This window comes from Cohnella nanjingensis, assembly GCF_014212125.1.
In the GTDB taxonomy this organism is placed as follows: domain Bacteria; phylum Bacillota; class Bacilli; order Paenibacillales; family Paenibacillaceae; genus Cohnella; species Cohnella nanjingensis.
The window spans coordinates 26,226-52,098 of sequence record NZ_JACJVP010000001.1 but is presented as its reverse complement, the minus strand read 5'-3'; the positions used below and the strand labels follow the sequence as shown (position 1 = coordinate 52,098).

Genomic DNA, 25,873 nt, shown 5'->3' with positions numbered 1-25,873 from the left:
ATGCTCCTCTCCCCTCCAAGCGGGGAGCGCGGGGCTTCCGCTCCGCACTCCGTCTGCGTCTTAAGCGTTACTTGATCGTTTGATTGGCGTAATCCGTGATGTCTTTGCCGCCAGCCGCGTTCCAATCCTTCACGAACTGATCCCAGTCCGCGGCCGTCTTCTTGCCGGTGACCATGTTCGCCGCGAACTCGTTGTACAGCGCGGTACAAGCGTCCCACTTCGCCGCGAGATCCGCCGGGATGATGAAGCTGTTGTCCTCGGAGGACATCGCGGCCATCATCTCGAGCGACTTCGTCGCAGGTTCCGACAAGTACGGGGTCGAAGGATCGAATTGTTGCTCCGGCTTGAAGTTCACGGTCGACTCGACGAACCGCGGGTACCATTCGGCGAATTTGTCCGTCAGCTTGATCTTGTTGTCCACGATCTGATACTGCGTGCCTTCGACGCCCAGCTTGTCGAGCATTTGGCCCTTCGGACTCGCGAGATATTCGAGGACGGCGAAGGCCATCTCCTTGTTCTTCGACGTCTTGCCGATGGCGAAGCCGCGGCTTTCCTTGCTGACGTCGATCGGCGTGTAGCCTTGGGCGACGCCCTTGGCCGGAGGGAGCGCCGCGATCTTGGCGCCCGCGCCGTTCTGCGAAGTCATCTTCGTGTTGTAGATATCGATCGTCTTGCCTTGCGTGCCGGCGATAACCGCCGCTTGGCCGTCGTAGAACGCCTTCTCCTTCGTATCCCACTTTTTCGTCAGGAATTCCGGATCGAGCAGGCCGTCCTTGTACAGCTTGGCGTAATATTCCAGCTTATCCTTCTCGAACGAGGTCGTCTTTCCGAACGCGTATTTGCCGTCCGCGCCTTTGATCCAGGTGGCCGTCAAGCCGAACGCCTGGCCGAAGGTCGTATCGAGTTCGTCCAGCGTGCCCGCGGTGGTGTAGCCGTAGGCGGCGCCTTTCTTTTCCTTGATCTCCTTGAAGAAGGCATAATAGTTGTCGGGCGTCGGATTCGCCAGCAGCTCCTTGCCCGAAGTCGTCGCGTCGAGCCAATCCTGCCGCGCGACCGGCACCTTGCTGCTCGTCGGAGACAGCCAGACGAGATACGGATAATGGCTCGTGCGCTTCTGGTTGTACGGATTCATGGAAGCTTTGACATACGTCGATTTCTCGATATACGGCGTCAGATCCTCGAGGATGCCCTGCGTAATCGCGAACTGGTAGTCCCCGCCCTGGAAGTAGATCAAGTCCGGGATGTTGCCGCTCTGAAGCAGGAGACCGAGCTTCTCGGAGTAGGTCCCGCTCTGCACCGGCACGAGCTGCAGCTTCACGTTTTTGCCTTCGGCCTTCATGCCCTCTTCGATGCCTTTGAGCAGCGGGTCGTCGGCCGGCAGGTCTTTGTCGACGATGGTGATGGTGACCGGCTCGGCCGACGCCGGGGACGAAGCGGCGGCGCTCCCGGACGGACTGGCGGCCGGGTCGGCGCTGCCGCCGCCGTTGCCGTTGCTGCAGGCAGCGGTAGCCGCGATGAGGCTGGCGGCCATCAGGATCGCGAATGTTTTTCTCATTTCGGTGTTCCTCCCTTTTGGTTGAACGCTTTATTCTTTCACGCCGCCATCCATGACTCCCCGGGTGTAGTGCTTGAGGATGACCGGATAGAGCATCAGAATCGGAACCATGGCGACCACGATCGTCGCAGCCTTCAAAGCGGAGAAGTCCAGTTGGGCGATGTTGTTGTTCTTGAGCAGATCGCTCGCGCCGACCAGCGCCGTGGTATCCTGCTCCACGACGAACTGTCTTAGGAGCACCTGCAGCACCGTGTTTTTCGGGCTGGACAGGAAGATGCTGGACTTGAAGAACTCGTTCCATTTCGCCACGGCGTAGAACATGCCGATCGTGACGAGCGGAATGCGGGAGAGCGGCACCACGATTCGCGTATATAACGTCAGGTGTCCGGCGCCGTCGATCTTGGCCGCTTCGGTCAAGGAATCCGGGATGTCCTCCAGGAAGCGCATCATGATGATCAGGTAATACACGTTGATCATCCGGTACAGCACCATCGCCCACAAACTGTCCAGCAGGTGGATATCCTTGACGACCATGTATTCCTGCACGATGCCCGGCTCGAAGATCATGATGATAATGAGGAAGATCATGATCGGCGTTTTGCCGACGAGATTTTTCTGCACGAGCACGTAGGCGGCGATCGAGGTGAAGAGAAGGCTCAGGACCGTGCCCGCGATCGTGATGAACAGCGAATTGAGCAGCGCCCGGCCGACGATCGGATTGCCGAGCACGACCTGGAAGTTGATGAGCGAGAAGCCTCGCGGCCAGAGCTCGTATCCGCGCAGCAGATGGACTTGCCCGGGGTTTGAGAGCGCCCTGGCGATCAGATTGACGATCGGGATGAACATCGTCAGCGTGACGAGGGACAGGAACAGCGCGATGAGCGCCTTGGACCAGGTGATTCTTCTAGCCGGCATGCCGCTGCCTCCTTCCTACCATGCGCCTTTGGAAGTCAATCGCTTCGAGAGAAAATGGGTGGAGAGCACGAGCACGAGACCGATGAAGCTCTTGAACAGGTTGGCGGCCGTCGCGAACGAATATTGATTGTTGAGCAGCCCCATCCGGTACACGTACGTATCGATGATATCGATCCGGCTGTTGACGGAGCTGTTGGCGAAGTTGAGCACCTGGTCGAGACCCGCGTTCATGATGAACCCGACGTTCAGGATGAAGATCGTCACCATCGGAATGTACAGATGCGGGAGCACGATCCGCGTCACGATCTGCCAACGGTTCGCGCCGTCCAGGTGGGCGGCCTCGTAGAGGCTCGGGCTCACGCCCATGATCGCCGCGAGGAAGATGATCGAATCCCACCCCATGCTGCGCCAGGCTTCGCTCGCCAGCAGCACCCAGCGGATGCTGTCTTTGTCCGTAAGGAAGTCTTGGGCGTGGAAGCCGAACAGCTTCAGCAGCTCGTTGACGGCGCCCGTGGTCGGCGACAGGAATTCGAACCAGATGCCCGCGATGACGACCCAGGACAGGAAGTGCGGCAGATACGAGACGATCTGCACGGCTTTGCGGAATTTGCCGTTGGCGAACTCGTTCAGCATCAGCGCGAACAGGATCGGGATCGGGAAGATCAAGACCATCTTCATGGCGCTGATGATCAACGTGTTGCGCAGCACCTGGCCGAAGATCGGCGTGCCGAACAGTTCCTTGAAATATTTGAATCCGACGTACACGTCGTTGCCGATGATGCGGTAGTCGTAGAACGCCAGCTTCATGCCCGCGATGGGCCATACATGGAAGATGACGAAGTAGGCGATGCACGGCAGCAGCATCAGATACAGCGCTTTGTCCGTCCATATTTTTCTCAGCTTGCCGTTTCCAATCAATGGGTCGTTCCCCTCTCCGCTGCGAGAACCGCGTTCATGTAAGCGATTACCGAACACTTCGATCTTAATTCTTTTCGTCCGCTTTATCTTCTCGTTAACGGTCTATTTCTTCTCGAAAACAGCTATCGTCACTTCGTCATGACGTATTGCCGGTAAGCTTTGGGGGTTAATCCCACGATCTGCTGGAAGGCTCTGTAAAAGGCCGCGTGCCCTTGGAAGCCGCAGGACAAGTAGATGTCCGTGATCGACAGGTTCGGATCCGCGAGTCCTTTCTTCGCCTCGTGGACGCGAATCTTCGTCAAGTAATCCTTGAAGCCTTCGCCCATCGTTTCTTTGAACAGGTGATACGTCCGGGACGTGCTGAGCGACAGGGAGGCGGCGATGTCCTTCAACTGGATATGCTCGTGATAGCGCGCATGGATGCAATCCAGCGCCGGGCTTAACTTCTTGTAAGCCTGCAGGGATCTGGCCCACTCCTCCGGCGACAGCGCCGTCGCGTAGTGCCGCACCAGGCGCGTGCACGCCTGCATCAGCAGCCCTTTGATCATGCTCCGATGGGCGCGTTCCTCCGCCTGGAGCTCCTCCCAGATGCCGTGCATGAGCCGCCCGATGGCGATGGCGGCCGGCAGCCCGCCGCCGATCTTGTTGACGAACTGGGGCGTCTTCATGAGGAACGGGACGAGCAGCTCGTTGTCGGCGGAGCCGATGAGCGAAGCGTCGAATTTGACGAAGTAGAACCGGCTGGGGCGCGCCGGATCGGACACCGCCCGGTGCTTCTCCATGTTGCCGACGACGAAGACGTCGCCGGCGCGGACGTCGTACCTCTTGTCCTCGAAGTAGAACTGCCCTTCGCCCTCCAGGCAATAGCCGATCTCGAAGGAATGATGCCAGTGGAACGGCGCGAGCTTGGAGCTCGGCACCCAACAGGTCATTTGAATGGGAAAGTCCTTGTTCAACTGATAGTCCCGCTTCATGCTCGGCACCTCCGTCACAGATTCAGTTCCAGCTCCAGGAGCGGCGCGTGCTGCTGGGCTCCGTACACGTCGCGGTCGAGGAACGCGCCGGAGGACACCTGCCGCGCGAACGTGATCTTGAAGCCGAGCGCGGGATCGAAGAAGACGAGATGCGTAATGTGCGCTTCCGGAATGCCGTAGAGCCGGGAGACGAGCGGGCGGTCGATCAACCCCTCGTCCTTGATCTTGTAGTAGATCGCCGGGTCGTCGAACAGCACGTCGATCGTAATCTCGAACGGTCCGCTGTTCTTGCTGCGCAGCACCGATGCCGCTTCGTACAACCTCATGGCTGCACCTCCTCGTAGGTGATGGGGAAAAGCGACAGGCCGTCGTCTACCTCCATGAGGTGGTAAACGGAGAATTCGTACACCGCGCCGAACGGCACGTCGCTCGGCGCGAACGGGAACGCGAGATTCCCGGCCGTCGCCTTGCGGCCCTCGTACCCGAAGTGAAGGAACGTCGAGCGCACCGTGCCGCAGATGCCGTTCGCCAGCTCCTGCGTCTTCGCGACGACCTCGAAGACGATGCCCAGTTCGTGCGCGGGCGCGCGATTCGGCTCCAGCTCTCCCATGACTCCGTTCAAGCCGTAATTGATGAAGTGAATGCGGTAGTCCTCCGGCGGAATCTCCGCGTAGTACTCCCTCACCTGCTGTTCGACGAGCCGCTCCACCTCCTCGATCCGCGAGATCAGGAGCGGGTCGCGCACGCCGGCGACGACGAACGTCCGATAAGCCGCGTGCATCGCGCCTTCCAGCTTGACCTTGTAGACCGCCGTCCGTTCGATCCGGCTGCCGCGCACCTCGACGCTGCCGTCGCCCCGCTCGGCGAACGTGCATTCCGCCAGATTGAGCACGAGTCCCGGACCGTGCAGGATGTACGGATGATCCTTCTCGTAAAAGGTATGGGCCGCGACGGATACGCTCGTGCACCGGCGGGCCGCGTTCAACGGCTGCACGATGAACGAATCCCGCTTTAGCGTGCCGAGCATGCAGTCCTTCGTGGTGCCGGGCTCCGCCGAGAGCGCCGCGCACTCCAGAATCTTGCCCAGATGATAGGCTAGCGCGGCATCGAAGCCGCGATAGATGGCGGGCGCGGCGAACGGAGACGGGTCGTATGCCCTGCCGCAAATGACGATGTCAGCCCCCGCTGCCAGCGCTTCGACGATCGGCTCGTGCCCCATCTGGGCCACGATGCGGTTCGTCGCGGCGAGGCGCGCCGGCGTCAAAGTCGGGACCGCGAGTCCCAGCGGCTCGCACCGCCCCGCGGCCAGACTGGCCTCCACGATCTCCGGCGGGATATCCGCCCAGATGAGCGCGACGCGGACGCCGCGAATCCCCTGCTCCCGCACAATCTCCATCACGATGTCCCGCGTCCATTCCACGTGGACCCTGGCGCCGCTCCCCCCGGCCGACCCGATGAGGACCGGGATCTTTGCCCGGACGCCTTCCGTTAGGATGATCTCGAGGTCCTTCTTGCAGGCTTGCTTGCTCACGATCGCCGTCCCCGCTCCCAGCTTGTGAGGCCCCGCGTCCGTCGAGCCGGCGTCGACGACGATCGCGTCGGGTTTGTGCGCCATGCCTTGCAGGAACGACGCTTTCGGAAAACCGTACCCCAGCATCCCGCAGGGGGCCAATATTTGGAATGATTCCTTCGTCATCTGTTGCCTCCGAACCGCGTTTTGCGAAGTCGCATTCGCTGCGGCAAAATTTGGGTAATTGGATGATCCAATTGTAGGCGAGAGGGTGTCTGTCGCTCTTCCGCTTGCTTAACGCATAAGGATGTTGCGCTTCACTTGGCCGAGATGGAAGAGCAGCGCCGCCTTGGCCTTCGCCGGATCCTTCGCTTGGATCGCGGCCAGGATGTCGGCATGCTCCTTGTACGCCTCCGCTTTGCGTCCCGGGATCGCCGCCGTCTTCTTCATCGTCTTCTGCAGCAGGTCCATATGAAGGTCGATCAGGTTCACCAGCACCACGTTGCGCGTCGCCTTCGCGATCGACAGGTGGAACGACTGGTCCGGATTCGCCGGATCGTCCGACTCCCGATCGATCGTCCCCCACCGTTCTAGAGCGCTTTCAATCTCCAGCAGATCCTGCTCCGACGCCCGCCGGGCGGCCAGCTCCACGATCCCGGTCTCGAAGATCTCGCGGGCTTCCAGCAATTCGATGATCGTTGCCCGCTCGATGTTCTCGAGGATGCGCTTCCGGTCCTCCGCTTGGTTCACGTTCTTGCTCAGGTACCGTCCGCCGCCCGGGCGCGTCTCGATCAGCCCCTCCCGCTCCAAGATGCGGAACGCTTCCCGCAGCGTGCCGCGGCTGATGCCGAACGCCTGCGCCAGCTCCCGTTCCGTCGGCAGGACGGCGCCCGGGGCCAGATTGCCTTCCGAGATGAGGTGCTCGATCTGCTCGATCACGTCTTCGTAAACCCGGTGGTACTTGATTTTTTTGATCGTCATAGGCCGTACCTTTCCGTCCATGCATGGCAAGTCGTTATAATTGGATGATCCAATTATCCGCACCTTCATCGTATTCACCGATGCGAGCGGTGTCAACGCTTTATTTTCGGCGGAACGCTTGGAACTTCGACCGGCTTCGCACCGTTTAGGAACACTTGTTTGCCTTTTGCGCCGCGATTTGTTAGAATTCGGAGTAGCAAGACAATCCCCTTCGAGGAGTGAATCGATTGCCACTCAACGCCTATTTGAATTTTGACGGCAACACGCGCGAGGTCGTGCATTTCTATGCCCAAGCTTTCGGTATCGCGGACCCGGTCATCATGACCTTCGGCTCGATGCCGGCGGATCCGGCGCACCCCCTGCCGCCCGGCACCGAAGATCTCGTCATGCATGCGAAGCTGAACATCGAAGGCAGCGACCTGATGTTCTCCGACGTCTTCCCGGGCATGATGGAGTACAAGCCCGGCAACAACATTACGATCTCCTACGTGACCAAGGACGAGGCGGCGCTGCGGAACGCGTTCCACAAACTCAAGGAAGGCGGCTCCGTCCTGATGGAACTCCAGGAGACGCCTTGGAGCAAGTGCTACGGCCAAGCAACCGACAAATTCGGCATCGGATGGCAATTCAATTTGGATAACGGAGAGTCATAAACGTCAAAAAGCGTTGCGCGGATCCCTTCCGCGCAACGCTTTTTCGTCTTGCACCGTTCCCCCGCATTCCTTCGATCGCTTGACGAATCATCGTCTACTTCCTGATGCGGCTTTGAGATCCGCGACACAGCCGGTTTGCCAATACTTAATACGGTTAATTAATGCCCGTTCACAAGCGGTTTTCAAATGCCGAACGGTTCGCCTATCGTCCCCACAGCGTCTCAACCGGCTTCGCCAAGGCACGCCAATTTTCGGGCACGATCCGAAAATCTGTTACATAGACGGCTTGCATATACTTAACGAGATTAATTATCTTATCTTCAACGAGAAACTCCCGGATTTCAGACGCTTTCCCCGGCACGTTCGATTGAAGGACGCAGCCGAATTCGCTTAGCGGCAGAAACATATCCGGACTCTTCTTGTACGTGCACAGATGCGGGAATCGAGGCGCGCTTCCTGAATCGTACTTGGACAGCTTCGCCGCGCGGTAGTGGTTCAGCAGCAGCGCATGCGCATCGCAGGCGAGGATCGCGAACGTCTCCTCCGGCTCCCGCTTGCTATAGGTCTCCCACATCTTGCGGCAGTCGCGTACCGTCGGCCAGAAGAAGACATGGCGGTCGAGACTCGCCCGGAACTCCGCCAACGTATAGCCCGCTTCGATCATGTGCTCCGGGATGCGCAAGTGCGCGTTGAGCGTCGCCCGGCATTCGGGATCGCGCAGCACCAGCGGCTTCTCGCGGCGCACGCCCGCTTCGTGCGGATACAGGGTGTAGCTGGACAGGAGCGCGTCCCGCCGCGCCATCGCCGGCAAGTTCGTCCCCCTCGTGAAATGGTACAGCGTCTTGCGTCCCTTCGCGCGCGTGACGTCGGCTACGACGGCCTCCGCTCGGCGATGCTCCATGCCCGATCCTCCCGATCCGGGGTTCGTTCGTCCTCGCCCCGCTTGTCCTCGTCTTTGTCAGTATGGCCGGATCGGCAGTCGGCAAGACGCGCGCCGCCGATCGCGAGGCGAGCACCCCGGCCCGTTAACGCGCCCCTATCTAGCCAGGAACGGCGTAAGCTCCCCGCAATAGGTGAGCGTCAACTTGTGCATGGCGCGGGTGCATGCGATATAGAGCAGGCTCTTGTCCAACTCCGTCCGATATACGCGGGCGTCCGCGGACGGCACGACGACCATGTCGAACTCCAGCCCTTTGGCCAGATGGGCGGGCGCGATGCAGATGCCGTCGCGATATCGCTCGCTGTCGAAGCTCAGCAGGTCGATCTCCGGCCAGGCGTCCTTCAGGCGCGCATGCCAGGCGTCCGCTTGCGATTGGGTTTTGCAGACGACGCCGAGCGAGCGCTGCTCCGACGACTCGAACGCGGCGATCAAGCCGCGAATCGTCGCCTCTTCGCCGGCGGGGTCGACGCAGGCGACGATCGACGGCTCATCGCCATGGCGTTCGATCGGGATCAACTTGTCGTTGCGCTTCAGGCGCTGCGCGAACCGCGAGATCTCCAGCGTGGACCGGTAGCTCTTGAACAACTCGACCGTCTCCGCGCGGGGGAAGATCTGTCGGATGAGCGCCAGCGACGAAGAGGAATACGGGTTGACGGATTGGTTGCCGTCCCCGAGGATCGTTTTCTTGCACGGGAACAGCTTCGCCAGGACGGCATACTGAATGGGCGTATAATCCTGCATCTCGTCGACGAGGAGATGCTTGACGAATGCGTAGGGCTCGGCGCCTTCGAGATACATCTTCACGTACGCCAAGGGAAAGGCGTCCGCGTATTCCGCCGTCTTGCCGGACCGGAGACGGAACAGCCCGGGCTTGCCGGTCGCGCGATAGAATTCGCCATACAGCGACAGCGCGTCCCGGTATTTGAACATCTTCCTCACTTCCGCTAGAATGCGCCGCGACGTCGCCGCAGACGGCTTGTCGCCCTCCTCGTCCCTGGCGCTGCCGGCGATCGCGGCGGCCATCTTGTCCAGGCGCGGCAGGACCGGCATGCTCCGAAGCGCGCGGTAGCGCGCGATCAAGTCTTCCCGGTCCAGCTTCACCCCATCGACGACGACGTCTTTCGCCTCGAAATACACCTCTTCCGCCTGTGCGAGGAAGGCGTCCAGTTCCCGGACGAACGCGATCGACGCCTTGTGCGCGATGCGCGCGGCCAGCGCATCGTCTTCGCCCTCCAAGAGCTCCGCGACCTGCCGATGGAACCGTTGAAAGCCGCAAACCCCCGCCAGCGCCTGCGCGGCCAAGTCGTCCATGCCCATCTCCAGGATCGGCTCCTCGCCAAGCTCCGGCAGCACGTTCGAGATATAATCGGCGAACACCTTGTTCGGGGAGAGGATGAGAATATGCCGCGAGGAGAGACGCTCTTTGAAGCGGTATAGCAGAAAGGCGACCCGGTGCAGCGCCACCGACGTCTTGCCCGATCCTGCCGCTCCTTGGATGAGGAGTTCATTGGCGGATTCGTTGCGGATGATTGCGTTTTGCTCTTGCTGAATGGTGGCGACGATGTTTTTCATTTTTTCGTCGGACGCGGCGCTGAGCTCTTTTTGCAGGACGTCGTCGTTGATGGTGATCGCGCTCTCGATCATATAGGCCATCTCGCCGCTTGCGATCTTGTATTGGCGCTTGCGGGTGACCTCGCCTTCCACGCGCCCCATCGGCGCGGAGAAGGCGGCCGGACCTACTCCGTAATCGTAGAACAGGCTGGCGACCGGCGTTCGCCAATCGTAGATCAGATTCTCCTGGCTGGCTTCGTCCGCGAAGGAATGAACGCCGATATAGTAGGCTTCGGCGTCCGTCCGGTCCTCCGTCCGGAAGTCCACTCTCCCGAAAAAGGGCGATTGCGCCAGCTTGCGGAGTTTATCGCGGGTCGCCGCGTTTTTCTCTCCGATATCGATCATCGACGACACTTCGACGCGCTGCGCCGCCCGCTCCGCGGGATCCAGCATCGCCGCGTTCTGCCACAGGTATCGCTTGGCGTCGAGCACGTCGCGGGACGCGGCGGACAGCCGCTCCTCCATCCGGTTCAGCGCCCGTTGAAGCCGGGCCAATAGCCATTGCAAATAGCGTTTCTCGTCGGCCTCGCTCTCGTTGAACATCCGGCAAACCTCCTTCAGATCGATGCGCCGCCCGCGGTGCGGCTCCCTCAATATAAGAGAGATCGCCAAAAAAGAATAGACTTTTTCTTTCCGTTGCGTTATTCTAAAGATAATCTACGCCCCGAAACGGACACTAAATGATCTACCTATATCCATAGCAAAAAGGCCGTCAAGAAGCGATTCTTGATGGCCTTTTTTGCTGTTTATCGGGAAGTGGCGGCCATTCGTCCTGCCCGCTCGAGGAGCAACAGCCTCCCCTTGAAGACGTCGCCGTCCGAGCGCAACCGCCCGCTTTTGCCGCAGGTCAACCGTCTTGCGGAGGGGCCTTGTCCGCTACGACATGCAGGACGATGCCATGCTCCAGCCATGCCTTCATGGCGCAGAGCACCATCGTGAAGCCGCCGGTCGAATCGAGCGCCTGGTGCACGAGCGCGTCTCCGTCGCCATGGAAGCCGGACTCGACTACTTCAACGTAGGCGCCGATATCGCCATGCGGCGTCAACGTCCATTCGACCCGGGTGGCCGCTGGCGCCGACCATTCGAAGACGATGCGCTTCTCCGGCTCGAGCTCCAGCACGCGCACGTCCGTTCCGACCCCGTACATCTCCCAATCCCAACGGATGTTAGCGTCCGCCTCGAGTCTCCCGCTGCTCTTCGTAAACCAGAACAAGGTGGTGATCGCCGGATCGACGATCGCTTCGTACACTTCTCGAGCCGAACGGCGAATCAGCATGCTTGCCTGCGCGACGGGCTTCTGCTTGAGGGTGGTGCTCACTTGGCCCCGCCTCCCGGCGCCTGCGCCGGATCCATGTACAAGACGTTCCAGCGGTGACCGTCCGGATCGGCGAAGCCGCACCCGTACATCCAGCCGTCGGGGCTGCCGGGTCGACCGTACACCTGGCCGCCGGCCCGTTCGGCCTTCGCCGCCAAGGCGTCTACTTCCTCCCGGCTGTCCGCGCCTACGGACACCAAGACCTCGGCGCCTCGGCCGGTATCCGCGGCGGCGATTCCCGCGAAGCGCTCGAACGTCTGGACCGGGAACAGCATGACCGTGACGCCCGGCTCGCCGACCGTGAGCGCGACCGAACCCGGGTCCGGATGGTTGTCGTGAATCCGGAATCCCAGCGAGGCATAGAACGCTCTCGACGCCTCCAAGTCCCGCACGGGAAGATTCAACCACAATGCTTTGGACATCGCTCTTCCTCCTCGTCTTGCATTCTCTTCCTAAGAGTACCAGATTGTCCGCGGTTCGTTTCTTCCCGATTGCGGAGTTGCCTCTCTCCGATGGCCGACCGGATGGCCTCGTCCGGCGAATTCAACAGACGGGCGGCCGCTGCCAGAGCCCGATCGTCCGGCATAGCTCGACCATCTGATACGCGCCTTCGTACTGCCGCCGGTTGCGCTCGTGAATGCTGAGCAGCGCGTCTTCGTATACTTTCCTTGCTTTCTCGAAGCTATGATGATCGACCGACTGCACGATCTCCTTCATGCGATCGAGGAAATAGACGGTTCGGCGCAGCGTGCGGATCAGCAGAATCTGCCGAACGTGCGTCGGCGTGAACAGGCGGTAGCCGTTCTCGGGATCGCGGTCCGGCCGGAGGAGTCCTTCCTTCTCCCAATGGCGGATCGCCGAAGCTTGGACGTCGGTCAGCGCGGCGACTTCGCCGATCGACATGCGGCTCTTCAGCTTCTTGTTCGGCGCGAGCGGCAGCTCCGGATCCCGCAGCAGCGCCAGCGTCTGGTCGGCGACCTGCTTCTCGTGGTGGAGCTGCGCCTGCTCCCGGTTCACGAGCCACAGCGCGGCGTCCAGATCCGAGTCGCGGAGAAGGCGAAGCACCTGGCTCGCGACCGAGACGCCGAATCCGGCGAACAAGGCGCGGAGGCAGCGGAAGTATGCCAGGTGAACGTGCGTATAGAGGCGGTAGCCGTTCTCTCCGCGCTCGGGAATCGGGACGATGTCCCAGGATTCGTAATGACGCAGCGCGCTCGTGCTAATATTCAATGCTCTGGCGATCTCGATCGGCTTGTAGTAACGCATCTCTATTCGCCCTCCGTATGCTATCGTTCGATCTACACTATACCCGAACCGCCCGAATCCTACAAACGCTAGAGCAAAACCCTAAAGTGCTATACTCGGGTTGTCACCGAATTCATGCAATTAGGGAAGCGAAACATTTGCACTTGCATGAGTGTTGTAAGATAAGGTTTGAACTTCATTTGACAGCCCCGAACCGGGAAAGGAGATCCGAATGAAAATAGCGCACGAAATACCGCAAGCCGATGAATGGATCGCACTGAAAAACGCCGCCGGCCAGCGATCCCCGGACCGAACGGCCGCCGAGGCCGCGCTCGACCGCTCGCTCTGCTCGGTCGTCGTCCGGGACGTCGATGCGTCGCCGATCGGGATGGGCCGCATCGTCGGCGACGGCGGCTGTTATTTCCAGATCGTGGACCTTGCCGTTCATCCGTCCCGCCAAGGCCAAGGCGTCGAAGAATGGCTGATGCAGGCGCTCCTCTCCTATCTCGACCGGCATGCGCCAGAAGGCGCCGCCGTAACGACGATGGCGGACGTCGCTTCCATCCCGCTGTATCAGAAGCATGGCTTCAAGCTCGTGTATCCCGACTTGTACGGCATGTCTCGCCAAAAAACGCAAAAGGAAGTCGGCCCTTGAATTCTTGGATCGAAATTCGCGGCGTGCGGGAGAACAACCTGAAGAACGTGACGTTGCGCATCCCCATGCACCGGCTGGCGTGCTGACGGGCCCTTCGGGGTCCGGCAAATGAATCCTGCTGCAGAATCACGCAGAGGGGCTGCCCCCTCCGGTCCGTTCGGACCTTCCGGGACAGCCCTTCTCGGCGTCTCGATGCGCCAGGAGCGCTTCGCTCCTGCTTATAGGGCCGGCAAGCCGGATCGGCTGCCGGTTTGTCGCCGCTAGCGGCCGCGCGCCGCCCGGAACGCCTCCACGTATAACGCGGCGCGATCCGCGATCCGACGCAGATCCCCGACGCGCACGGCTTCGTTCGTCAGGTCGGAGCCGATGCCGACGGCGACCGCGCCGGCCGAGATCCACTCGCCCAGGTTGTCCAGCGTCACCCCGCCCGTCGGCATCAGGTTCGCTTGCGGCAGCGGACCTTTGATCGCCTTGATCATGGACGGCGAGCTGCTCGGGAACAACTTCACGATATCGACGCCTAGCTCCAGCGCCTCCTGAATCTCCTTGATCGTCATGACGCCCGGCATGATCGGGACCCGATACCGGTTGCAGAGGGCGACCGTAGCCGGATTCAGCGACGGGCCGACGACGAACTCGGCGCCGCTCAGGATGGCGGCCCGCGCCGTCTCCGGGTCGAGGACCGTGCCGACGCCGATGACCGCGAACCGGTCCGGGTCGCTCGTCCGGCTGTCGTACTTGGCGGCCAGCCGCTCGATGGCCTTCAGCGCCGACGGCACCGTCATCGTCACTTCGATGACCTTGATCCCCCCGGCGATCGCCTGCTCCGCCATCTCGGCCACTTCGTTCGCGTCCTTGCCGCGAAGCACCGCGACGATGCCGTGCTCTACGATTCGTTCGACCAGCTTTAACTTCTTCATCTCGATCTCTCCTCCATCCGGAATCCGGTTGCTTGCGTTCGTTTAACGCTCGATATGCGCTTGCTTGCCCAGCAGGGCGTCCACGTCGCTCCCCGTCGGCAGCCCTTCCCAATCCCCTTCGACCTGGACGACCATGGACCCGACCAGATTGCCCAGCCGGACCGCTTCGACTGGCGCCCAGCCGCGCAGCAGCCCGGAGAGGAAGCCGGCGCAGAACCCGTCTCCCGCGCCGATCGGGTCGACGACTTGGCGGGCTTTGAAGTACGGCACCGCCGTCACTTGCTCCCGGTCGACGTAGTACGTCTCCTCGTCGCCGCCTTTGACGATCGAGACGCCGGGCAGCTCGCGCAGCCGCTGCACGATCGTCTCGAAGTCCTCCGTCTCGTACAACAGCTTCAGCTCGTCCAGGCCGGGGAGGAAGTAGTCCGCCTCCCGCGCCAGCGGGAGCAGGACGCTCCTGGCTTCGTCCAGGCTCCAGAGCTTCAGACGCAGATTCGGATCGAAAAGGACGGGCACCCCGCTCGCCTTGGCGATCCGGACGGCCTCCAGGACCGTGGCGCGGCAGCTCGGGCTCAGGGCGGGCGTAATCCCGGTAAGGTGCAGCAGCTTGGCCTGCGAGATGTAGTCGGCATCCAGATCGCTAGGCTGCATGCCGCTCGCCGCGGACAGCTTGCGGTAATAATAGACCGACGTCCGGCCGGCGAGCTGCTCGCGCAGCATGAGGCCCGTCGGGGCTTCCGCCGTCAGCGCGGCGCGGGAGACGTCCACGCCTTCGCCGCGGATCGTCTTCAGGATCGACCGGCCGAGCGGATCGTCTCCCAGCTTGCCGAACCAACCGGCGCGATGGCCCAATCTGGCGAGCCCGATCGCGACGTTGCTCTCGGCGCCCCCGAACGACTTTTCCATGCTAGGGCTATGCTCGATCCCTTTAGATCCGCCGATGAGCAGCGCCATCGTCTCGCCGAACGTGACGACCTCCGGGCGGTCGGGCGATGCGCTCTTGCCTTGATTTGGGGTCATTCGACAGCTACCTCCTCGTCCTCTGTAGGTCCTTGCTCTTGTCCATCCGCCACCAGACTTCGTTGATATGCCGGATGAAGCGCCGTTCGATCTCCGCCTCGTCGCCGGCACGGAGCGCTTCGATCAAGGGCGAATGGCCTTCGGCGATGGAGAGCAGATCCGGAAAATACAGCTTGTTCGTGATCGCCAGAAACCGTTTGATCTTCACGGTGATCTGATCCCACAATTGCAGGATCGTTCGGTTGCCCGCCTTGGCGAAGAAAAACCGATGAAAGTCCATATCCAGGTCGATAAAGCGGAAATGGTCGTCCGATTCGGCCGCGTTGCGCATGCGCTCGCAGATGGCGTCGAGTTCGTCCAGGTCGGACTGCCGTAGCATCGGCAGACATTGCCGAACGGCGTGCCATTCTATCAGCTCCCGCAGAGCGTAGATCTCTTCGATCTCTTCCTTGCGGATGTCGGCGACGACCGAGCCCTTGTTGCTTTTGCTGTCGAGCAGTCCTTCCTGTTTCAGCCGCTCCAGCGCTTCCCGCACCGGCGCCTGGCTGATCTCCAGCGCGTTCGCGATCTCCAGGACGAGCAGCCGGCGGCCCGGCGGGAGCTCGCCTCTGACGATCGATTCCCGCAGCGCGAGATGCACCTGCTCGCTTAAGGTTTGCCCGCGTTCGTCCAAACGATAGGGAATGGCGTTTCCTCCTTGCCGTTATTATCGATATAATTATCGATAATTTTATCGTTATTGTTGATGATAGCAAGGCAAGCGCCTTCCGTCAACGCGAACGTAACTTTTCGCTCCTCTCCATCGTCCATTTTGCAGGAAGCAACCCCGGCTTCGCAATTCTGTACGGGATGAGAGTCGCCGGACACATCCATACCTAGAAAAGAGGCAACCGAACGTGCATCGATCGCCCTGCTTAATCGTCGAACGAGGCTATCCCTACGAAGGGGGGACCCCCCTGCCGCTGGAAGCCGGCAGCACCCTGCTGGGTCGACGCGACGAACAATGGGAACCCCATATCGCCTTCGACAACGTGTATATCTCCCGCAAACAAGCGGAGATTCGCCGCGAGAACGGCGAGTATACCGTCACGGATCTGGACAGCAAGCACGGAACGGCGCTCAACGGCCATCCGTTGACGCCTTTCCGGCCTGCGGCGCTGCGGATCTCCGACCGGATCGACTTGGCCCGCGGGATGGTCGTTCTGACCTTCTCTCCCTTCCGGCTGGACGAGACGATGGACTTCGCGCCCTTGATCCCGCAGCCGTTCGTGCAGTCCGGGGAGTACGCGCTAGACCCGGTTCGCCAGTCCGTGCAGGTAGGCGACGAAGCCTACCCCCTCTCCGACAAGGAATACCGCTGCCTGGAGCTGTTGGTCGGCAAGGAGCAGCAGTTCGTCCCGCGGGACGAGATTATCCGGCACGTCTGGCCCGAGCGGGCGGACGCGCCGGACGCGTCAACGGTCAGCGCCGAAGAGGTTCACTCGCTGCTCTACCGCATCCGCAAGAAGACGAACCAACGCCTCCATATCGAGAGCATTCGGGGCAAAGGGTTTATCCTTCAAGACTTGGCGGCCCGAACGGAACCGGCGAAGTCGGCTTCGTCCCCCGTCGGCGAAGGCTGACCGGCGCATTCCGGGACGATCCGCCACCCGCTCCCGCCTGCTATTCCGGCTTGAATTGCTGGAAGATCCGCTTGACCTTCGGCGTAACGTAGGCGCTCCCTCCCCTGCCTTTCACGTCTTCGACCATGACCGCCAAGAGCAGATCGGGCTTGGCGGCGTCGAAGCCGACGAACCAGCCGTTCTCCGTGCCGGGCCCGTCCTTCGTCAACTTGATCTCCGCGGTCCCCGTCTTTCCGCCGATCGAGGCGCCCGGGATATACGCGCCATGACCGACGCCGCCGGGCGTGCTCACCGCCTGGACGAGATCCCGCTTCAGCAGGTCCGCGGTCTCGGGCTTCATCGCCTGCGACTTCCAAACGCGCGCCGGCTGGGCGGCATCCTCTTCCGTCAGCAGCGGGTACGCGATGTTTCCTTCGTTCACGAGCGCCGAGAATACCAGCGCGACATGCAGCGACGTCATCGTCAGCTCCCCTTGGCCGTACCCCGTATCCGCGAGCTGGATATCGCCCCGGATGCCGCCGTTCGCCAGTTGGGACGTCTTGAACGGGTACGGCAGCGGGAGCGCCTCGCCGATGCCGAATTTGGCCGCCTCCTCGGCGAACGCCTCTTTCCCCACTTGGAGCGCGGTTTGGGCGAAGTAGACGTTGTCCGAAAAGATGAGCGCCTTGGACAGATTGACGGGATTCACCGCGTGTACCCGTTTGACGTAATAGCTGCCCCACGACTTGTCCTTCGTCCAGGTCAAGCCCTCGATCGTCTTGCTCTCTTCCGGGTCGAGCTTGCCCAGATCCAGCCCGATCGCCGCCGTCGCGACCTTAAACGCGGATCCCGGCGCGTAGCCCTTCGTAAAGCGATTCAGGAAGGGGTGCCTAGGATCGTCGTTCCAGGCGGCGTATTGCGCGTCGGACAACCCGCGGACGAACGCGTTCGGATCGTAAGACGGACTGCTGATCAGCGCGAGTATCTCGCCCGACAGCGGCTGGATCGCCGCGGCGGACGCGGAATCCGTCTTCAGCTCGCCGTACATGCGCTCCTGCAGATCGGCATCGACGGTCAGCTTGATCGCCTCCCCCGGCGCGGCTTCCGTCTCGGCCAGCACCGCCTTCTCCCTGCCGTCGGCATCCGCGATCGCGATGCGGACGCCGCCATGGCCCCGCAGCCGGTCCTCGAATACTTGCTCCAGTCCCGCCTTGCCGATCAGGTCGCCGGCCGCGTAGCCCTGACCCTTGCGCTTCTCGAGCTGTTCCGCGCTGATCTCGCCTATGTATCCCGTCAGATGCGCGGCCGCCTCCGCATAGGGATAGAGGCGGATCGGCTTCGACTGGAATTGCACGCCCGGCAGATCGGCGAACGGCTTCGGATCGTCGTTCGGCGCCATCGCGATCGGCACGAACAGGTCCGGCTTCACCCATTTGGCGCTCAGTTTCTTCTGGATATCCGCGACGTCGATCCGGAGCTTCTCGGCCAGCTTGGCGAGCGTGCCGTCCGCCGCGTCGCCCAGCTTGCCCGGAACGATGCCGAGCTGCAGCGCTTTGCCGTTCACGGCCAGCTCCTTGCCGTTGCGGTCCACGATCTCGCCGCGCTCGCCCTTCGACGTCTGGACGCGCACCTTGTCCCCTTCCGCCATCTGCGGGAAGATCAGGGAAGGGTCCCATGCGATGCGCCATTCGTTCTCTTTCTTCTGTCCTTCCTCGCCGAGCTGTACGCGGACGAGCTTCGCCTGGTGATCGAATTGCACCGGGCCCGCCTGCGTCTCCATTCGGACCTGGTACTTCAAGGTGGTCTCCGCGATCTCCGGCGTCGAGCTGGCTTCGGCGACCGTCTCGGATCGGTCGCTCACGGCCAGTCCTTTCGCTGCGATCCCGTCGTAGATTTTCTGATATCGGCTGACGAAGTCCTCCCGCGAGATCTTGGCTTGCGCCTCCGGCGTCAAGCGATCGTACATCTTCGCGTAATTTAAACTTTGCCAATCGGCGAGATAGCCCTGGAACACCTCCCCGGGCCGAACTTCTTTTTCCTTTTCCTTTTCTTTCTCGTCGCATCCGACCAGGACGAGCGCAAGCACGCCAACCGCGACGATCAGCATTCGTTTTCTCACCGGGCTCCCTCCTTGGGTTCGATTCCTCTCTCTGCGTCTGATGCGAATCCGGTGCGTCCATCATAGAACGACCCCTTTTCCGCGTTCAATAGCAGAATCCTCACAAGTTCCTGATAGACCGATCCTTGGCGTCTCCTTCTCCTGTATAATAGTAGGATCGCAAGGCCGCGAAAAAAGGGAGGAGATGGATCATGCGAACCGAGCAAGAAATGTACGATTCGATCCTAGGCGTCGCCCGTGCAGACGAACGGATCCGCGCGGTCTACATGAACGGCTCCAGGACGAATGCCCGCGCGCCGAGGGACTTCTTCCAAGACTATGACATCGTATTCGTCGTGACGGAGACCGATTCCTTCCTTCGGGACGCGCGTTGGATCGACGCGTTCGGAGAGCGGCTCATGCTCCAAGAGCCCGACAAGAACGACGGACATGCCGGAAGCGAAGCGGACTTCGGACGGTCGTACGGCTATTTGATGCTCTTGGCGGACGGGAACCGCATCGATCTGCACATCGAGACCCGAGACGCCATGCTGGACGGATACGGCTGGGATTCGCTCACGGTCCCCCTGCTCGACAAGGACGCTTGCCTGCCCGTACTGCCGCCGTCTTCCGACGCGGACTATCGGGTTCGGCCGCCGACGGAAGCGCGATATTTAGGCTGCTGCAACAACTTTTGGTGGTGTCTGCAGAACGTAGCGAAAGGGCTCTGGCGGAACGAGCTGCCTTACGCGAAGTCGATGTTCGAACAGGTCGTCCGGCGCGATCTGGACGAAATGGTGGCGTGGCGGATTGGCATCCGGCAAGACTTCCAGGTGTCGGCGGGCAAAATGGGCAAGTATTTTCAAACCTGTCTGACCGAGGGAGAATGGGCGAGCTATAAAGCGACCTACTCGGATGGCGAGGCCGACCGCGTATGGGACAGCGTGTTCGCGGCATGCGAGCTGTTCCGATCGTTGGCGATCGAAGTCGCCGCGCGCTTCGGTTATACGTACCCCATGGACGACGATACGAATATGACGAAGTACCTGGCGCGCGTTCGGGCGCTGCCTGCGGATGCCGAGGCGATCTTCTAGCCGTCGCATCGCGCTCATCCGCATGGGTGACGCGAGGGATGACGCCATCAAGAGCCTCATCCCCGCGCGTTAACCGCAAGATGCGGTTATCTCCGGCTCCGGGAGCTCATCAACGTTTGACCCCCTCCCATCTTCCAGTTCGCCGCCGGGCCGCATTCGGACCGCCGAATCGTTCACCTGCCTATCAAAAAAGGGCGAGCAGAGAGTCCATCTCTGCTCGTCCTTCTTCGCGAACGATCTATTCCCGGTACGCGTAGGAGATCTTCCCCAGGACCGCCGGCCGGCGCGCGCCCGTCACCGCGGGGAGGTTGTTCGGCCGCCCGGCGATCGCGTAGTCGGCCAGCAAGGCGAACGCGATCGCCTCCTTGGCGTCGCTGTGGTGCCCGACTTCCTCCTGCGTCGCCACCCGCACGCCCATCGGCTCCATCTCCTGCTTCAGGAACCGCAGGAGCACGGGATTGTAGCTGCCTCCGCCGCCCACGATCAACAGCTCGGCCGGATCGCGGTCCCGGATCCATCGCCGGTAGGCGTCCCCGATCGACCAAGCGGTGAGTCGCGTGACGGTCGCGACGAGATCGGCCGGAGACATCCCGCGCTCCTCGCGATAGCGGAGCAGCTCCGCGACATAGGCGGCGCCGAAGCGCTCGCGGCCCGTCGACTTCGGCCAAGGCAGCGCGTAATACGGCTCCTGCCGCAGCCGGTCCAGCAGCGGCCCGTCGACGCTGCCCCCCGCGGCGATCGCGCCGCCGGCGTCCATCGTCATCCCCGGGTACAGCGCGGCGACGACGCCGTCGATCAGCATGTTGCCGGGGCCGGTGTCGAAGGCGTACACCCGCTCCGGCCCGCCGCCCGCCGGGAGGACCGTCACGTTCCCGATGCCGCCGATATTCTGGAGCAGCAGGGTGCGGCGCTCCTCGCGGTACAGCAAATATTCGGTGAACGGCACGAGCGGCGCACCCTGGCCCTGCTCCGCCATGTCGGCCGGACGGAAGTCGGACACGCACGGGATGCCCGTCCGCGCCGCGATCACCGCCCCTTCCCCGATCTGCACCGTAAAGCGCAAGTCGTACCCGTCCGCGCGCTGCGGCTCGGGGGCATGGTAGATCGTCTGTCCGTGCGAGCCGATGACCGCGACGTCCTCCGGCGCCATTCCGGCGCTCCCGATAACCGACAGCGCCGCCTCGGCGTAGAGCTCGCCCAGCCAGACGTTCAGCAGCCCGAGCCGGTCCACCGTCGCCCGACTCGGGTCGAACAAGGCGAAGATCTCATCCCTCGCCTCCGCCGGATAGGGCGTATTCTCGAAGGCGATCAATCGGACTTCAGGGCGTTCCGACGCCGCCCCCTCGCGAATCTCGATCAACGCGGCATCGATGCCGTCCACCGAAGTGCCCGACATCAGGCCGACTGCGTAGCGGCGATCTTGCGGCGCCGCGTTCTTGGATGTTGGGTCCATCATTTATCCTTTCACCGCTCCCACCGTTACGCCTTCCAGAAAATACTTCTGCAGGCTGAAGAATAAGATGAACATCGGCAGGGCCGAGACCGTGGCTCCTGCCATCATCGGCGCGAAATACGTCGTATTGGCGAAGCGGAAGTTCTTCAGCCCGACCTGAATCGTCTGCATATCCATCGTGTTGGTCACGAGAAACGGCCAGAAAAACGTGTTCCAGCTGTCCATGAAGGTGAGGATGGCCATCACGGCGAGCACCGTCTTCGACAGCGGCAGGACGATCCGCAGATAGATCTGGAGCTGATTGCAGCCTTCCACCTTCGCGCACTCCAGAATCTCGTTCGGGATCGTCGACATGAACTGCTTGGCCAGAAAGATGTTGTAGACCGTCACCACGCCCGGCAGGATCAGGGCGCCGTACGTGTTCTGAATGTGGAAGGTGTTGACGATTAGAATATAGAGCGGCACCTGCGTCACTTGATAGGGAATCATCATGGCGCAGAGCAGCAGGCTGAAGAGAATCGACCTTCCCTTGAAGCGGATCCGCGAGAACGCGTAGCCGGCGAGGCTCGCGAACGCCACATTGGTGATCATGACGCTCCCGGCGACGAGCGCGGAGTTCCCGATCCACCGGAGGGAATACGTGCTGTAATCGAAAAAGAATTGGTAGGACGCGAACGAGATCTTGCCGGGCCAAAGCGAGTAGCTCATCGCGGCCGCTTCGACGGGATCCCCGAAGGAGGAGATGATCATGAAGTAGATCGGGAACAGCGTCGCCGCGGCGAAAAGCAGCAGAATGACGATAATGGCCGCGTTGCGGATTCTACGGGTGCTGCGGCGTCCGATATGCTTGCGGTACAGCGCCATCCGGCGACCCTCTCCTCTCTGCGCTTCTAATATTCCACGTCTTTGCCCAGGAACTTGAATTGAAACAGAGAGATGCCCGCGATGATGACCGCCAGGATCAGCGACTGCGCGGCGGCTTTGCCGTATTCGAAATATTTGAACGCATTGTTGAAGATGAGCAGCCCGACCATCGTCGTCGCGTTGTCCGGACCTCCGCCCGTCATCAGAAAGGCGTTCTGGAACACCTGGAACGAACCGATCACGCCGGTGACGAGCAGGAACAACGTCGTCGGCTTCAGAAAAGGAATGACGATATGCCACAGCTTCTGCAGGAACGTCGCGCCGTCAAGCTCCGCGGCCTCGTAGTAGCTCTCGTCCACGCCTAAGAGCGCGGCGAGATAGATGATGATGCTGGCGCCGTGGCTGGACAGCCAGGCCATAATCACGAGCGAGAACATGGCGGTCGCGCTCGAGCCGAGCCAGTTCTGGTTGTGCGCGCCGACGACGGCGATGAACCGGTTGAAGATGCCGGCCGGCATCGGGTCGAAGATCCACAGCCACACCACCGACAGCGCCACGCCCGAAGCGACGACCGGCAGGTAATAGATAGCCTTGAACGTCGTCTGCAGCCGCCGCTTCAGCGGCAGAATCAGGATCGCCACGCAGAAGGACAGCACCAGGGCGACCGGTACGGTGAGGACCGTATAGAGCAGCGTATTCCGGATCGACTTCCAGAACAGCGGATCGCGGAAGGTCGCGGCGTAGTTGTCGAAGCCGGTGAAGGTCGAGCCGAGCGGTTTGTAGTGCTGAAAGCTGATGAAGAAGGCGCTGACCACCGGATAAGCCGTGAACATCGCGTAGACCAGCAAGGCGACTGCGATGAAGGCGTAGCCCCAGACGCCGTCTCCTCGGATCCTACGTTTCCTGCCCGTCTTCGCTTGCTGTGCGGTCTGCATCGTTGGAGTCGTCATCGCCGGATTCCCCTTCATCCTTCAAGATGGCCTGAACCGGGACACGGACGGCCGCATGGCGCGCATGCGGCCGTCCGATCGGGATCGCTTAGTCCGTCACGACGCCGTCCGCGCCGAACGCCTTGACGGCGGCGGCTTTGACCGCCTCGTACATCTCCTCGGGCTTGATCTCGTTCGCGAGCAGCGCCTGCAGCTTCGGGATGATCACTTCGTCTTCGATCTTGATCGCCTTCGCGCCCAGCTCCGCCGGGATGTCCGGGCGAGCCGGCGTGGCGTGCGACAGCAGCGTCTGAACGGCCGCGACGTTGTCCGGATTGCGGTTCACCGTCATGCTCTCCGCCGCTTTTCTACCGCTCTTGGAGATGTGCGCGGCGAACAGGTCGTTATTGGTCGTCGCCGCGACCTGGCCGCTCGCCAGGAAGTAGGCCGCTTTGACGACGTTGGCTTTGTGTTCCGCCGTCGGCTCCTTCTTGCCTCTGAACGTCACGTACCCGTCGACGACCGTGCTCGACTTCGGCTCTTGACCCAGGAAGGTCGGTACCGGCAGGACGATGTAATCGACCTTGATGCTGCCTTTGACGGCGCTGCCGTCGTTGGCGTCGATCTTGGCGTTGTTCTTGTTGGCGGAGTTCTCGAACGTGGCGAGGCCTTTGCCGGTAATCATCGTCTGGCCGGTGAGGAACATGTTCCAGCGCTTGCCCGCGTCGATGGAGCTCAGCTCTTTGGGCATCGAGCCGTCATCGATCATGACGCGTACGTCCTTCAGCACTTCGAGAAAGTTTTTGCTCGTGTAGGCGTACTTCAGATCGGTCGTAAAGGAGGCTGGCATGCCGGCGTTCTTGATCAAAATGTTCAAGTAGTCCTTGGAGGTGACGCCGGCGGTGGCGAATACGAAGCCGTATCGCTTCGTCTCGTTGCCTTCCTTGACGACGCCTTTCTTGATCGCTTCGCGGAATTCGTCGAACGTCCACCCGTCCTTCTGCACCTTTTTCCAATCGATGCCCGCTTCCTCGAGGAACTGCTTGTTGCCGCCGATCGCGTGGACTTCCATGTAGGCCGGGAAACCATAGAGGCCGGTCCCATTCTTCATGTACTCGAGCGGCGTCTTGTCGTAGTCGTCGGTCATCTCGGGCGTGACGGAATCGGTAATATCCATCATCATGCCCTGCTGTACATACTTGGAGATGCCCTCCGACCCGATGAACGCGATATCCGGCGGGCTGCCCGCGTTCACCTGGGTATCCAGCTTCTGCGTCATGTCCTCCCAGCTGGCGGGCTCGATCTTCAGCGTCAGATTCGGGTATTGGGCGTTAAAATCCTTGGAGAGCTGTTCGAACCGGTCCTGGAAGCCGGACGACACCGGAGGGAGCAGCGCGGTGATCGTATCCTTGGCTCCCGAGCTGCCGGCGCCGGCGCTTGCGGAGCCGGCCGGGCTTTGCGAGCCGCTCGGACTCGCTCCGTTGTCCTTGCTGTTGGACGAGCAGGCGGCTAGCGCGGTCATCGAGACGGTTAAGGCCAATACGGACGCCAGTACATGCGCTTTTCTGGTCATCGGGACCTTCCTCCTCCAATTTGGAATTCTGCTTTAACCCAATTCTCGCGGGACCCCCATGCGCTCCGCGTTGCCGGGACTAGACGACCCGGCTGCCGGCGCGGATGGCCGCCTTCAAGTTGCCGTCGGCCCCCGCTAGCGTCCGTTCGGCCTCTTCCGCGTCCAAGCCCGTCTTGAGCATCATGATCGCCATCTTGCTGTTCATCGAAGCGCGTTCGAGCGCCTCCGCCGCCGTATCCGCGTCGACGCCCGTCGCGGCCGTCAGAATGCGCAGCGCGCGGTCGCGCAGCTTGCGGTTGCTTGCATGGAGATCGACCATCAGATTGTCGTACGTCTTGCCCAGCTTCACCATCGTGCAAGTCGTCAGCATATTGAGCACCAGCTTCTGCGCCGTTCCCGCCTTCAGCCGGGTGGAGCCCATGATGACCTCCGGTCCGACGATCGGCGCGATGCAGATATCGCAGACCTCCTCCAGCTTCGAACGCTTGTTGTTCACGACGCCGACGGTCGCCGCCCCGATCTCGGCGGCCCTCCGCACGCCCGCCACGACGAACGCCGCGCATCCGCTCGCGGAGATCCCGATCACCGCGTCCCGCTCGGTCACCCCGCAGCGATCGATGAGCGCCGCCCCCGCCTCCGCGTCGTCCTCCGCCCCCTCGACCGCGAGCCGCAAAGCCGCGTCCCCGCCGGCGATATGTCCTTGCACCTGCCAAGGCTCGGTCCCGAAGGTCGGGGGACATTCCGAAGCATCCAGAACGCCGATGCGGCCAGATGTCCCTGCGCCGATATAGAACATCCGTCCGCCCTGCCGGAGCACGCGATGGAGGACGTCTACCGCTTTGCCGATCTGCGGGATCTCCGCAGCCACCGCGGCGGGGACCTTCGCATCCTCCCGATGGAGGAGCTGCAGCATCTGTTCGGTCGTGCATTCGTCGATCGCCAGCGTCTCCTCGTTGATTCGCTCCGTCGTCAATCCCGCAAAGTCATCGTTCATCGCCATTTCTCCTACTCCGATTGGGATGTGGGTTGGACCTCGACCGGGAGATGCG

Annotated in this window: 26 protein-coding genes; 4 read left to right on the top strand and 22 right to left on the bottom strand. The window is 61.7% G+C overall.

Annotation, left to right across the window (positions count from 1 at the left end; all coding sequences use genetic code 11):
• Positions 1-67: 67 nt before the first annotated feature.
• From H7C19_RS00225 to H7C19_RS00195, 7 genes are all read right to left on the bottom strand, one after another.
• Positions 68-1,555 (bottom strand): extracellular solute-binding protein, encoded by a 1,488-nt coding sequence (locus H7C19_RS00225; RefSeq protein ID WP_185140550.1) that lies wholly within the window; start codon positions 1,553-1,555, stop codon positions 68-70.
• Between the two features lie 30 nt (positions 1,556-1,585).
• Complete coding sequence (locus H7C19_RS00220; protein WP_185140549.1) at positions 1,586-2,470, bottom strand: carbohydrate ABC transporter permease; 885 nt, start codon at positions 2,468-2,470, stop codon at positions 1,586-1,588.
• Positions 2,471-2,485: 15 nt separating this feature from the next.
• The gene (locus H7C19_RS00215) at positions 2,486-3,334 is read right to left on the bottom strand and encodes an ABC transporter permease (RefSeq protein ID WP_185140965.1); all 849 of its coding nucleotides are present in this window, start codon (positions 3,332-3,334) and stop codon (positions 2,486-2,488) included.
• Positions 3,335-3,516: 182 nt separating this feature from the next.
• Complete coding sequence (locus H7C19_RS00210) at positions 3,517-4,362, bottom strand: helix-turn-helix transcriptional regulator (RefSeq protein WP_185140548.1); 846 nt, start codon at positions 4,360-4,362, stop codon at positions 3,517-3,519.
• Between the two features lie 14 nt (positions 4,363-4,376).
• A complete protein-coding gene (locus tag H7C19_RS00205; RefSeq protein ID WP_185140547.1) occupies positions 4,377-4,688 on the bottom strand; it encodes a DUF4387 domain-containing protein in 312 nt (103 codons plus the stop codon).
• Complete coding sequence (locus H7C19_RS00200; RefSeq protein WP_185140546.1) at positions 4,685-6,058, bottom strand: acyclic terpene utilization AtuA family protein; 1,374 nt, start codon at positions 6,056-6,058, stop codon at positions 4,685-4,687. Before H7C19_RS00200 ends, H7C19_RS00205 begins: the two co-directional genes overlap by 4 nt.
• Before the next feature lie 108 nt (positions 6,059-6,166).
• Positions 6,167-6,853 carry a FadR/GntR family transcriptional regulator gene (locus H7C19_RS00195; RefSeq protein ID WP_185140545.1) on the bottom strand — a complete coding sequence of 229 codons (687 nt, stop codon included), beginning with the start codon at positions 6,851-6,853 and terminating at the stop codon, positions 6,167-6,169.
• A gap of 227 nt (positions 6,854-7,080) precedes the next feature.
• On the opposite strand from H7C19_RS00195, the gene H7C19_RS00190 reads away from it, so the two are divergent.
• Entirely contained in the window at positions 7,081-7,506 is a 426-nt protein-coding gene (locus H7C19_RS00190) for a VOC family protein (protein ID WP_185140544.1), read from the top strand.
• A 202-nt stretch (positions 7,507-7,708) separates the two neighbouring features.
• On the opposite strand, the gene H7C19_RS00185 is transcribed toward H7C19_RS00190, so the two are convergent.
• The 5 genes from H7C19_RS00185 to H7C19_RS00165 form a co-directional block, all read right to left on the bottom strand.
• The gene (locus tag H7C19_RS00185) at positions 7,709-8,407 is read right to left on the bottom strand and encodes a DUF7002 family protein (RefSeq protein ID WP_185140543.1); all 699 of its coding nucleotides are present in this window, start codon (positions 8,405-8,407) and stop codon (positions 7,709-7,711) included.
• A 135-nt stretch (positions 8,408-8,542) separates the two neighbouring features.
• Entirely contained in the window at positions 8,543-10,600 is a 2,058-nt protein-coding gene (locus H7C19_RS00180; protein ID WP_185140542.1) for a HelD family protein, read from the bottom strand.
• A 304-nt stretch (positions 10,601-10,904) separates the two neighbouring features.
• A complete protein-coding gene (locus tag H7C19_RS00175) occupies positions 10,905-11,375 on the bottom strand; it encodes an SRPBCC family protein (RefSeq protein WP_313731233.1) in 471 nt (156 codons plus the stop codon).
• Positions 11,372-11,794: a VOC family protein gene (locus tag H7C19_RS00170; protein ID WP_185140541.1), complete on the bottom strand. Its 423-nt coding sequence runs from the start codon at positions 11,792-11,794 to the stop codon at positions 11,372-11,374. The genes H7C19_RS00175 and H7C19_RS00170 overlap by 4 nt, the downstream gene beginning before the upstream one ends.
• 121 nt (positions 11,795-11,915) lie before the next feature.
• On the bottom strand, positions 11,916-12,638 hold the full coding sequence (locus H7C19_RS00165) for a TioE family transcriptional regulator (protein WP_185140540.1): 723 nt from the start codon (positions 12,636-12,638) through the stop codon (positions 11,916-11,918).
• Between the two features lie 211 nt (positions 12,639-12,849).
• Here H7C19_RS00165 and H7C19_RS00160 point away from each other — a divergent pair, with 211 nt between their 5' ends.
• Entirely contained in the window at positions 12,850-13,272 is a 423-nt protein-coding gene (locus H7C19_RS00160; RefSeq protein ID WP_185140539.1) for a GNAT family N-acetyltransferase, read from the top strand.
• A 260-nt stretch (positions 13,273-13,532) separates the two neighbouring features.
• Here the strand turns inward: H7C19_RS00160 and H7C19_RS00155 are convergent, their stop codons facing one another.
• The 4 genes from H7C19_RS00155 to H7C19_RS34105 are packed head-to-tail and all read right to left on the bottom strand — an operon-like array spanning position 13,533 to position 16,085.
• Positions 13,533-14,192: a bifunctional 2-keto-4-hydroxyglutarate aldolase/2-keto-3-deoxy-6-phosphogluconate aldolase gene (locus tag H7C19_RS00155; protein ID WP_185140538.1), complete on the bottom strand. Its 660-nt coding sequence runs from the start codon at positions 14,190-14,192 to the stop codon at positions 13,533-13,535.
• A gap of 42 nt (positions 14,193-14,234) precedes the next feature.
• Positions 14,235-15,212 carry a sugar kinase gene (locus tag H7C19_RS00150; RefSeq protein ID WP_185140537.1) on the bottom strand — a complete coding sequence of 326 codons (978 nt, stop codon included), beginning with the start codon at positions 15,210-15,212 and terminating at the stop codon, positions 14,235-14,237.
• Between the two features lie 7 nt (positions 15,213-15,219).
• Positions 15,220-15,885: a GntR family transcriptional regulator gene (locus H7C19_RS00145; RefSeq protein ID WP_185140536.1), complete on the bottom strand. Its 666-nt coding sequence runs from the start codon at positions 15,883-15,885 to the stop codon at positions 15,220-15,222.
• Positions 15,861-16,085 carry a hypothetical protein gene (locus tag H7C19_RS34105; RefSeq protein ID WP_221468968.1) on the bottom strand — a complete coding sequence of 75 codons (225 nt, stop codon included), beginning with the start codon at positions 16,083-16,085 and terminating at the stop codon, positions 15,861-15,863. The genes H7C19_RS00145 and H7C19_RS34105 overlap by 25 nt, the downstream gene beginning before the upstream one ends.
• A gap of 23 nt (positions 16,086-16,108) precedes the next feature.
• Between H7C19_RS34105 and H7C19_RS00140 the strand changes: the two genes are divergently transcribed.
• On the top strand, positions 16,109-16,834 hold the full coding sequence (locus tag H7C19_RS00140) for an FHA domain-containing protein (RefSeq protein WP_185140535.1): 726 nt from the start codon (positions 16,109-16,111) through the stop codon (positions 16,832-16,834).
• 40 nt (positions 16,835-16,874) lie between these two features.
• On the opposite strand, the gene H7C19_RS00135 is transcribed toward H7C19_RS00140, so the two are convergent.
• Positions 16,875-18,932, bottom strand: coding sequence for a penicillin-binding transpeptidase domain-containing protein (locus H7C19_RS00135; protein WP_313731232.1), 2,058 nt, complete (start codon positions 18,930-18,932; stop codon positions 16,875-16,877).
• A 191-nt stretch (positions 18,933-19,123) separates the two neighbouring features.
• Here H7C19_RS00135 and H7C19_RS00130 point away from each other — a divergent pair, with 191 nt between their 5' ends.
• Positions 19,124-20,005, top strand: a complete 882-nt coding sequence (locus tag H7C19_RS00130; protein WP_185140534.1) for an aminoglycoside 6-adenylyltransferase — start codon at positions 19,124-19,126, stop codon at positions 20,003-20,005.
• Positions 20,006-20,243: 238 nt separating this feature from the next.
• On the opposite strand, the gene H7C19_RS00125 is transcribed toward H7C19_RS00130, so the two are convergent.
• The 5 genes from H7C19_RS00125 to murQ form a co-directional block, all read right to left on the bottom strand.
• Positions 20,244-21,458, bottom strand: a complete 1,215-nt coding sequence (locus tag H7C19_RS00125; RefSeq protein WP_185140962.1) for an anhydro-N-acetylmuramic acid kinase — start codon at positions 21,456-21,458, stop codon at positions 20,244-20,246.
• Positions 21,459-21,461: 3 nt separating this feature from the next.
• Entirely contained in the window at positions 21,462-22,322 is an 861-nt protein-coding gene (locus H7C19_RS00120) for a carbohydrate ABC transporter permease (protein WP_185140533.1), read from the bottom strand.
• Positions 22,323-22,348: 26 nt separating this feature from the next.
• On the bottom strand, positions 22,349-23,257 hold the full coding sequence (locus H7C19_RS00115; protein ID WP_185140961.1) for a carbohydrate ABC transporter permease: 909 nt from the start codon (positions 23,255-23,257) through the stop codon (positions 22,349-22,351).
• A gap of 103 nt (positions 23,258-23,360) precedes the next feature.
• Positions 23,361-24,824: an ABC transporter substrate-binding protein gene (locus H7C19_RS00110; RefSeq protein ID WP_185140532.1), complete on the bottom strand. Its 1,464-nt coding sequence runs from the start codon at positions 24,822-24,824 to the stop codon at positions 23,361-23,363.
• 79 nt (positions 24,825-24,903) lie between these two features.
• A complete protein-coding gene (gene murQ, locus H7C19_RS00105) occupies positions 24,904-25,818 on the bottom strand; it encodes an N-acetylmuramic acid 6-phosphate etherase (protein WP_185140531.1) in 915 nt (304 codons plus the stop codon).
• Between the last annotated feature and the right edge of the window lie 55 nt (positions 25,819-25,873).

Excerpts from the sequence above, each read along its gene's own strand:
- H7C19_RS00120 (WP_185140533.1), bottom strand. The coding sequence starts at position 22,322 with ATGGCGCTGTACCGCAAGCATATCGGACGCCGCAGCACCCGTAGAATC.
- H7C19_RS00115 (WP_185140961.1), bottom strand. The coding sequence starts at position 23,257 with ATGCAGACCGCACAGCAAGCGAAGACGGGCAGGAAACGTAGGATCCGA.
- H7C19_RS00180 (WP_185140542.1), bottom strand. The coding sequence starts at position 10,600 with ATGTTCAACGAGAGCGAGGCCGACGAGAAACGCTATTTGCAATGGCTA.
- H7C19_RS00185 (WP_185140543.1), bottom strand. The coding sequence starts at position 8,407 with ATGGAGCATCGCCGAGCGGAGGCCGTCGTAGCCGACGTCACGCGCGCG.
- H7C19_RS00110 (WP_185140532.1), bottom strand. The coding sequence starts at position 24,824 with ATGACCAGAAAAGCGCATGTACTGGCGTCCGTATTGGCCTTAACCGTC.
- H7C19_RS00210 (WP_185140548.1), bottom strand. The coding sequence starts at position 4,362 with ATGAAGCGGGACTATCAGTTGAACAAGGACTTTCCCATTCAAATGACC.
- murQ (WP_185140531.1), bottom strand. The coding sequence starts at position 25,818 with ATGAACGATGACTTTGCGGGATTGACGACGGAGCGAATCAACGAGGAG.
- H7C19_RS00165 (WP_185140540.1), bottom strand. The coding sequence starts at position 12,638 with ATGCGTTACTACAAGCCGATCGAGATCGCCAGAGCATTGAATATTAGC.
- H7C19_RS00170 (WP_185140541.1), bottom strand. The coding sequence starts at position 11,794 with ATGTCCAAAGCATTGTGGTTGAATCTTCCCGTGCGGGACTTGGAGGCG.
- H7C19_RS00220 (WP_185140549.1), bottom strand. The coding sequence starts at position 2,470 with ATGCCGGCTAGAAGAATCACCTGGTCCAAGGCGCTCATCGCGCTGTTC.
- H7C19_RS00155 (WP_185140538.1), bottom strand. The coding sequence starts at position 14,192 with ATGAAGAAGTTAAAGCTGGTCGAACGAATCGTAGAGCACGGCATCGTC.
- H7C19_RS34105 (WP_221468968.1), bottom strand. The coding sequence starts at position 16,085 with ATGGATGTGTCCGGCGACTCTCATCCCGTACAGAATTGCGAAGCCGGG.
- H7C19_RS00195 (WP_185140545.1), bottom strand. The coding sequence starts at position 6,853 with ATGACGATCAAAAAAATCAAGTACCACCGGGTTTACGAAGACGTGATC.
- H7C19_RS00200 (WP_185140546.1), bottom strand. The coding sequence starts at position 6,058 with ATGACGAAGGAATCATTCCAAATATTGGCCCCCTGCGGGATGCTGGGG.
- H7C19_RS00160 (WP_185140539.1), top strand. The coding sequence starts at position 12,850 with ATGAAAATAGCGCACGAAATACCGCAAGCCGATGAATGGATCGCACTG.
- H7C19_RS00130 (WP_185140534.1), top strand. The coding sequence starts at position 19,124 with ATGCGAACCGAGCAAGAAATGTACGATTCGATCCTAGGCGTCGCCCGT.
- H7C19_RS00205 (WP_185140547.1), bottom strand. The coding sequence starts at position 4,688 with ATGAGGTTGTACGAAGCGGCATCGGTGCTGCGCAGCAAGAACAGCGGA.
- H7C19_RS00215 (WP_185140965.1), bottom strand. The coding sequence starts at position 3,334 with ATGCTGCTGCCGTGCATCGCCTACTTCGTCATCTTCCATGTATGGCCC.
- H7C19_RS00125 (WP_185140962.1), bottom strand. The coding sequence starts at position 21,458 with ATGGACCCAACATCCAAGAACGCGGCGCCGCAAGATCGCCGCTACGCA.
- H7C19_RS00225 (WP_185140550.1), bottom strand. The coding sequence starts at position 1,555 with ATGAGAAAAACATTCGCGATCCTGATGGCCGCCAGCCTCATCGCGGCT.
- H7C19_RS00150 (WP_185140537.1), bottom strand. The coding sequence starts at position 15,212 with ATGACCCCAAATCAAGGCAAGAGCGCATCGCCCGACCGCCCGGAGGTC.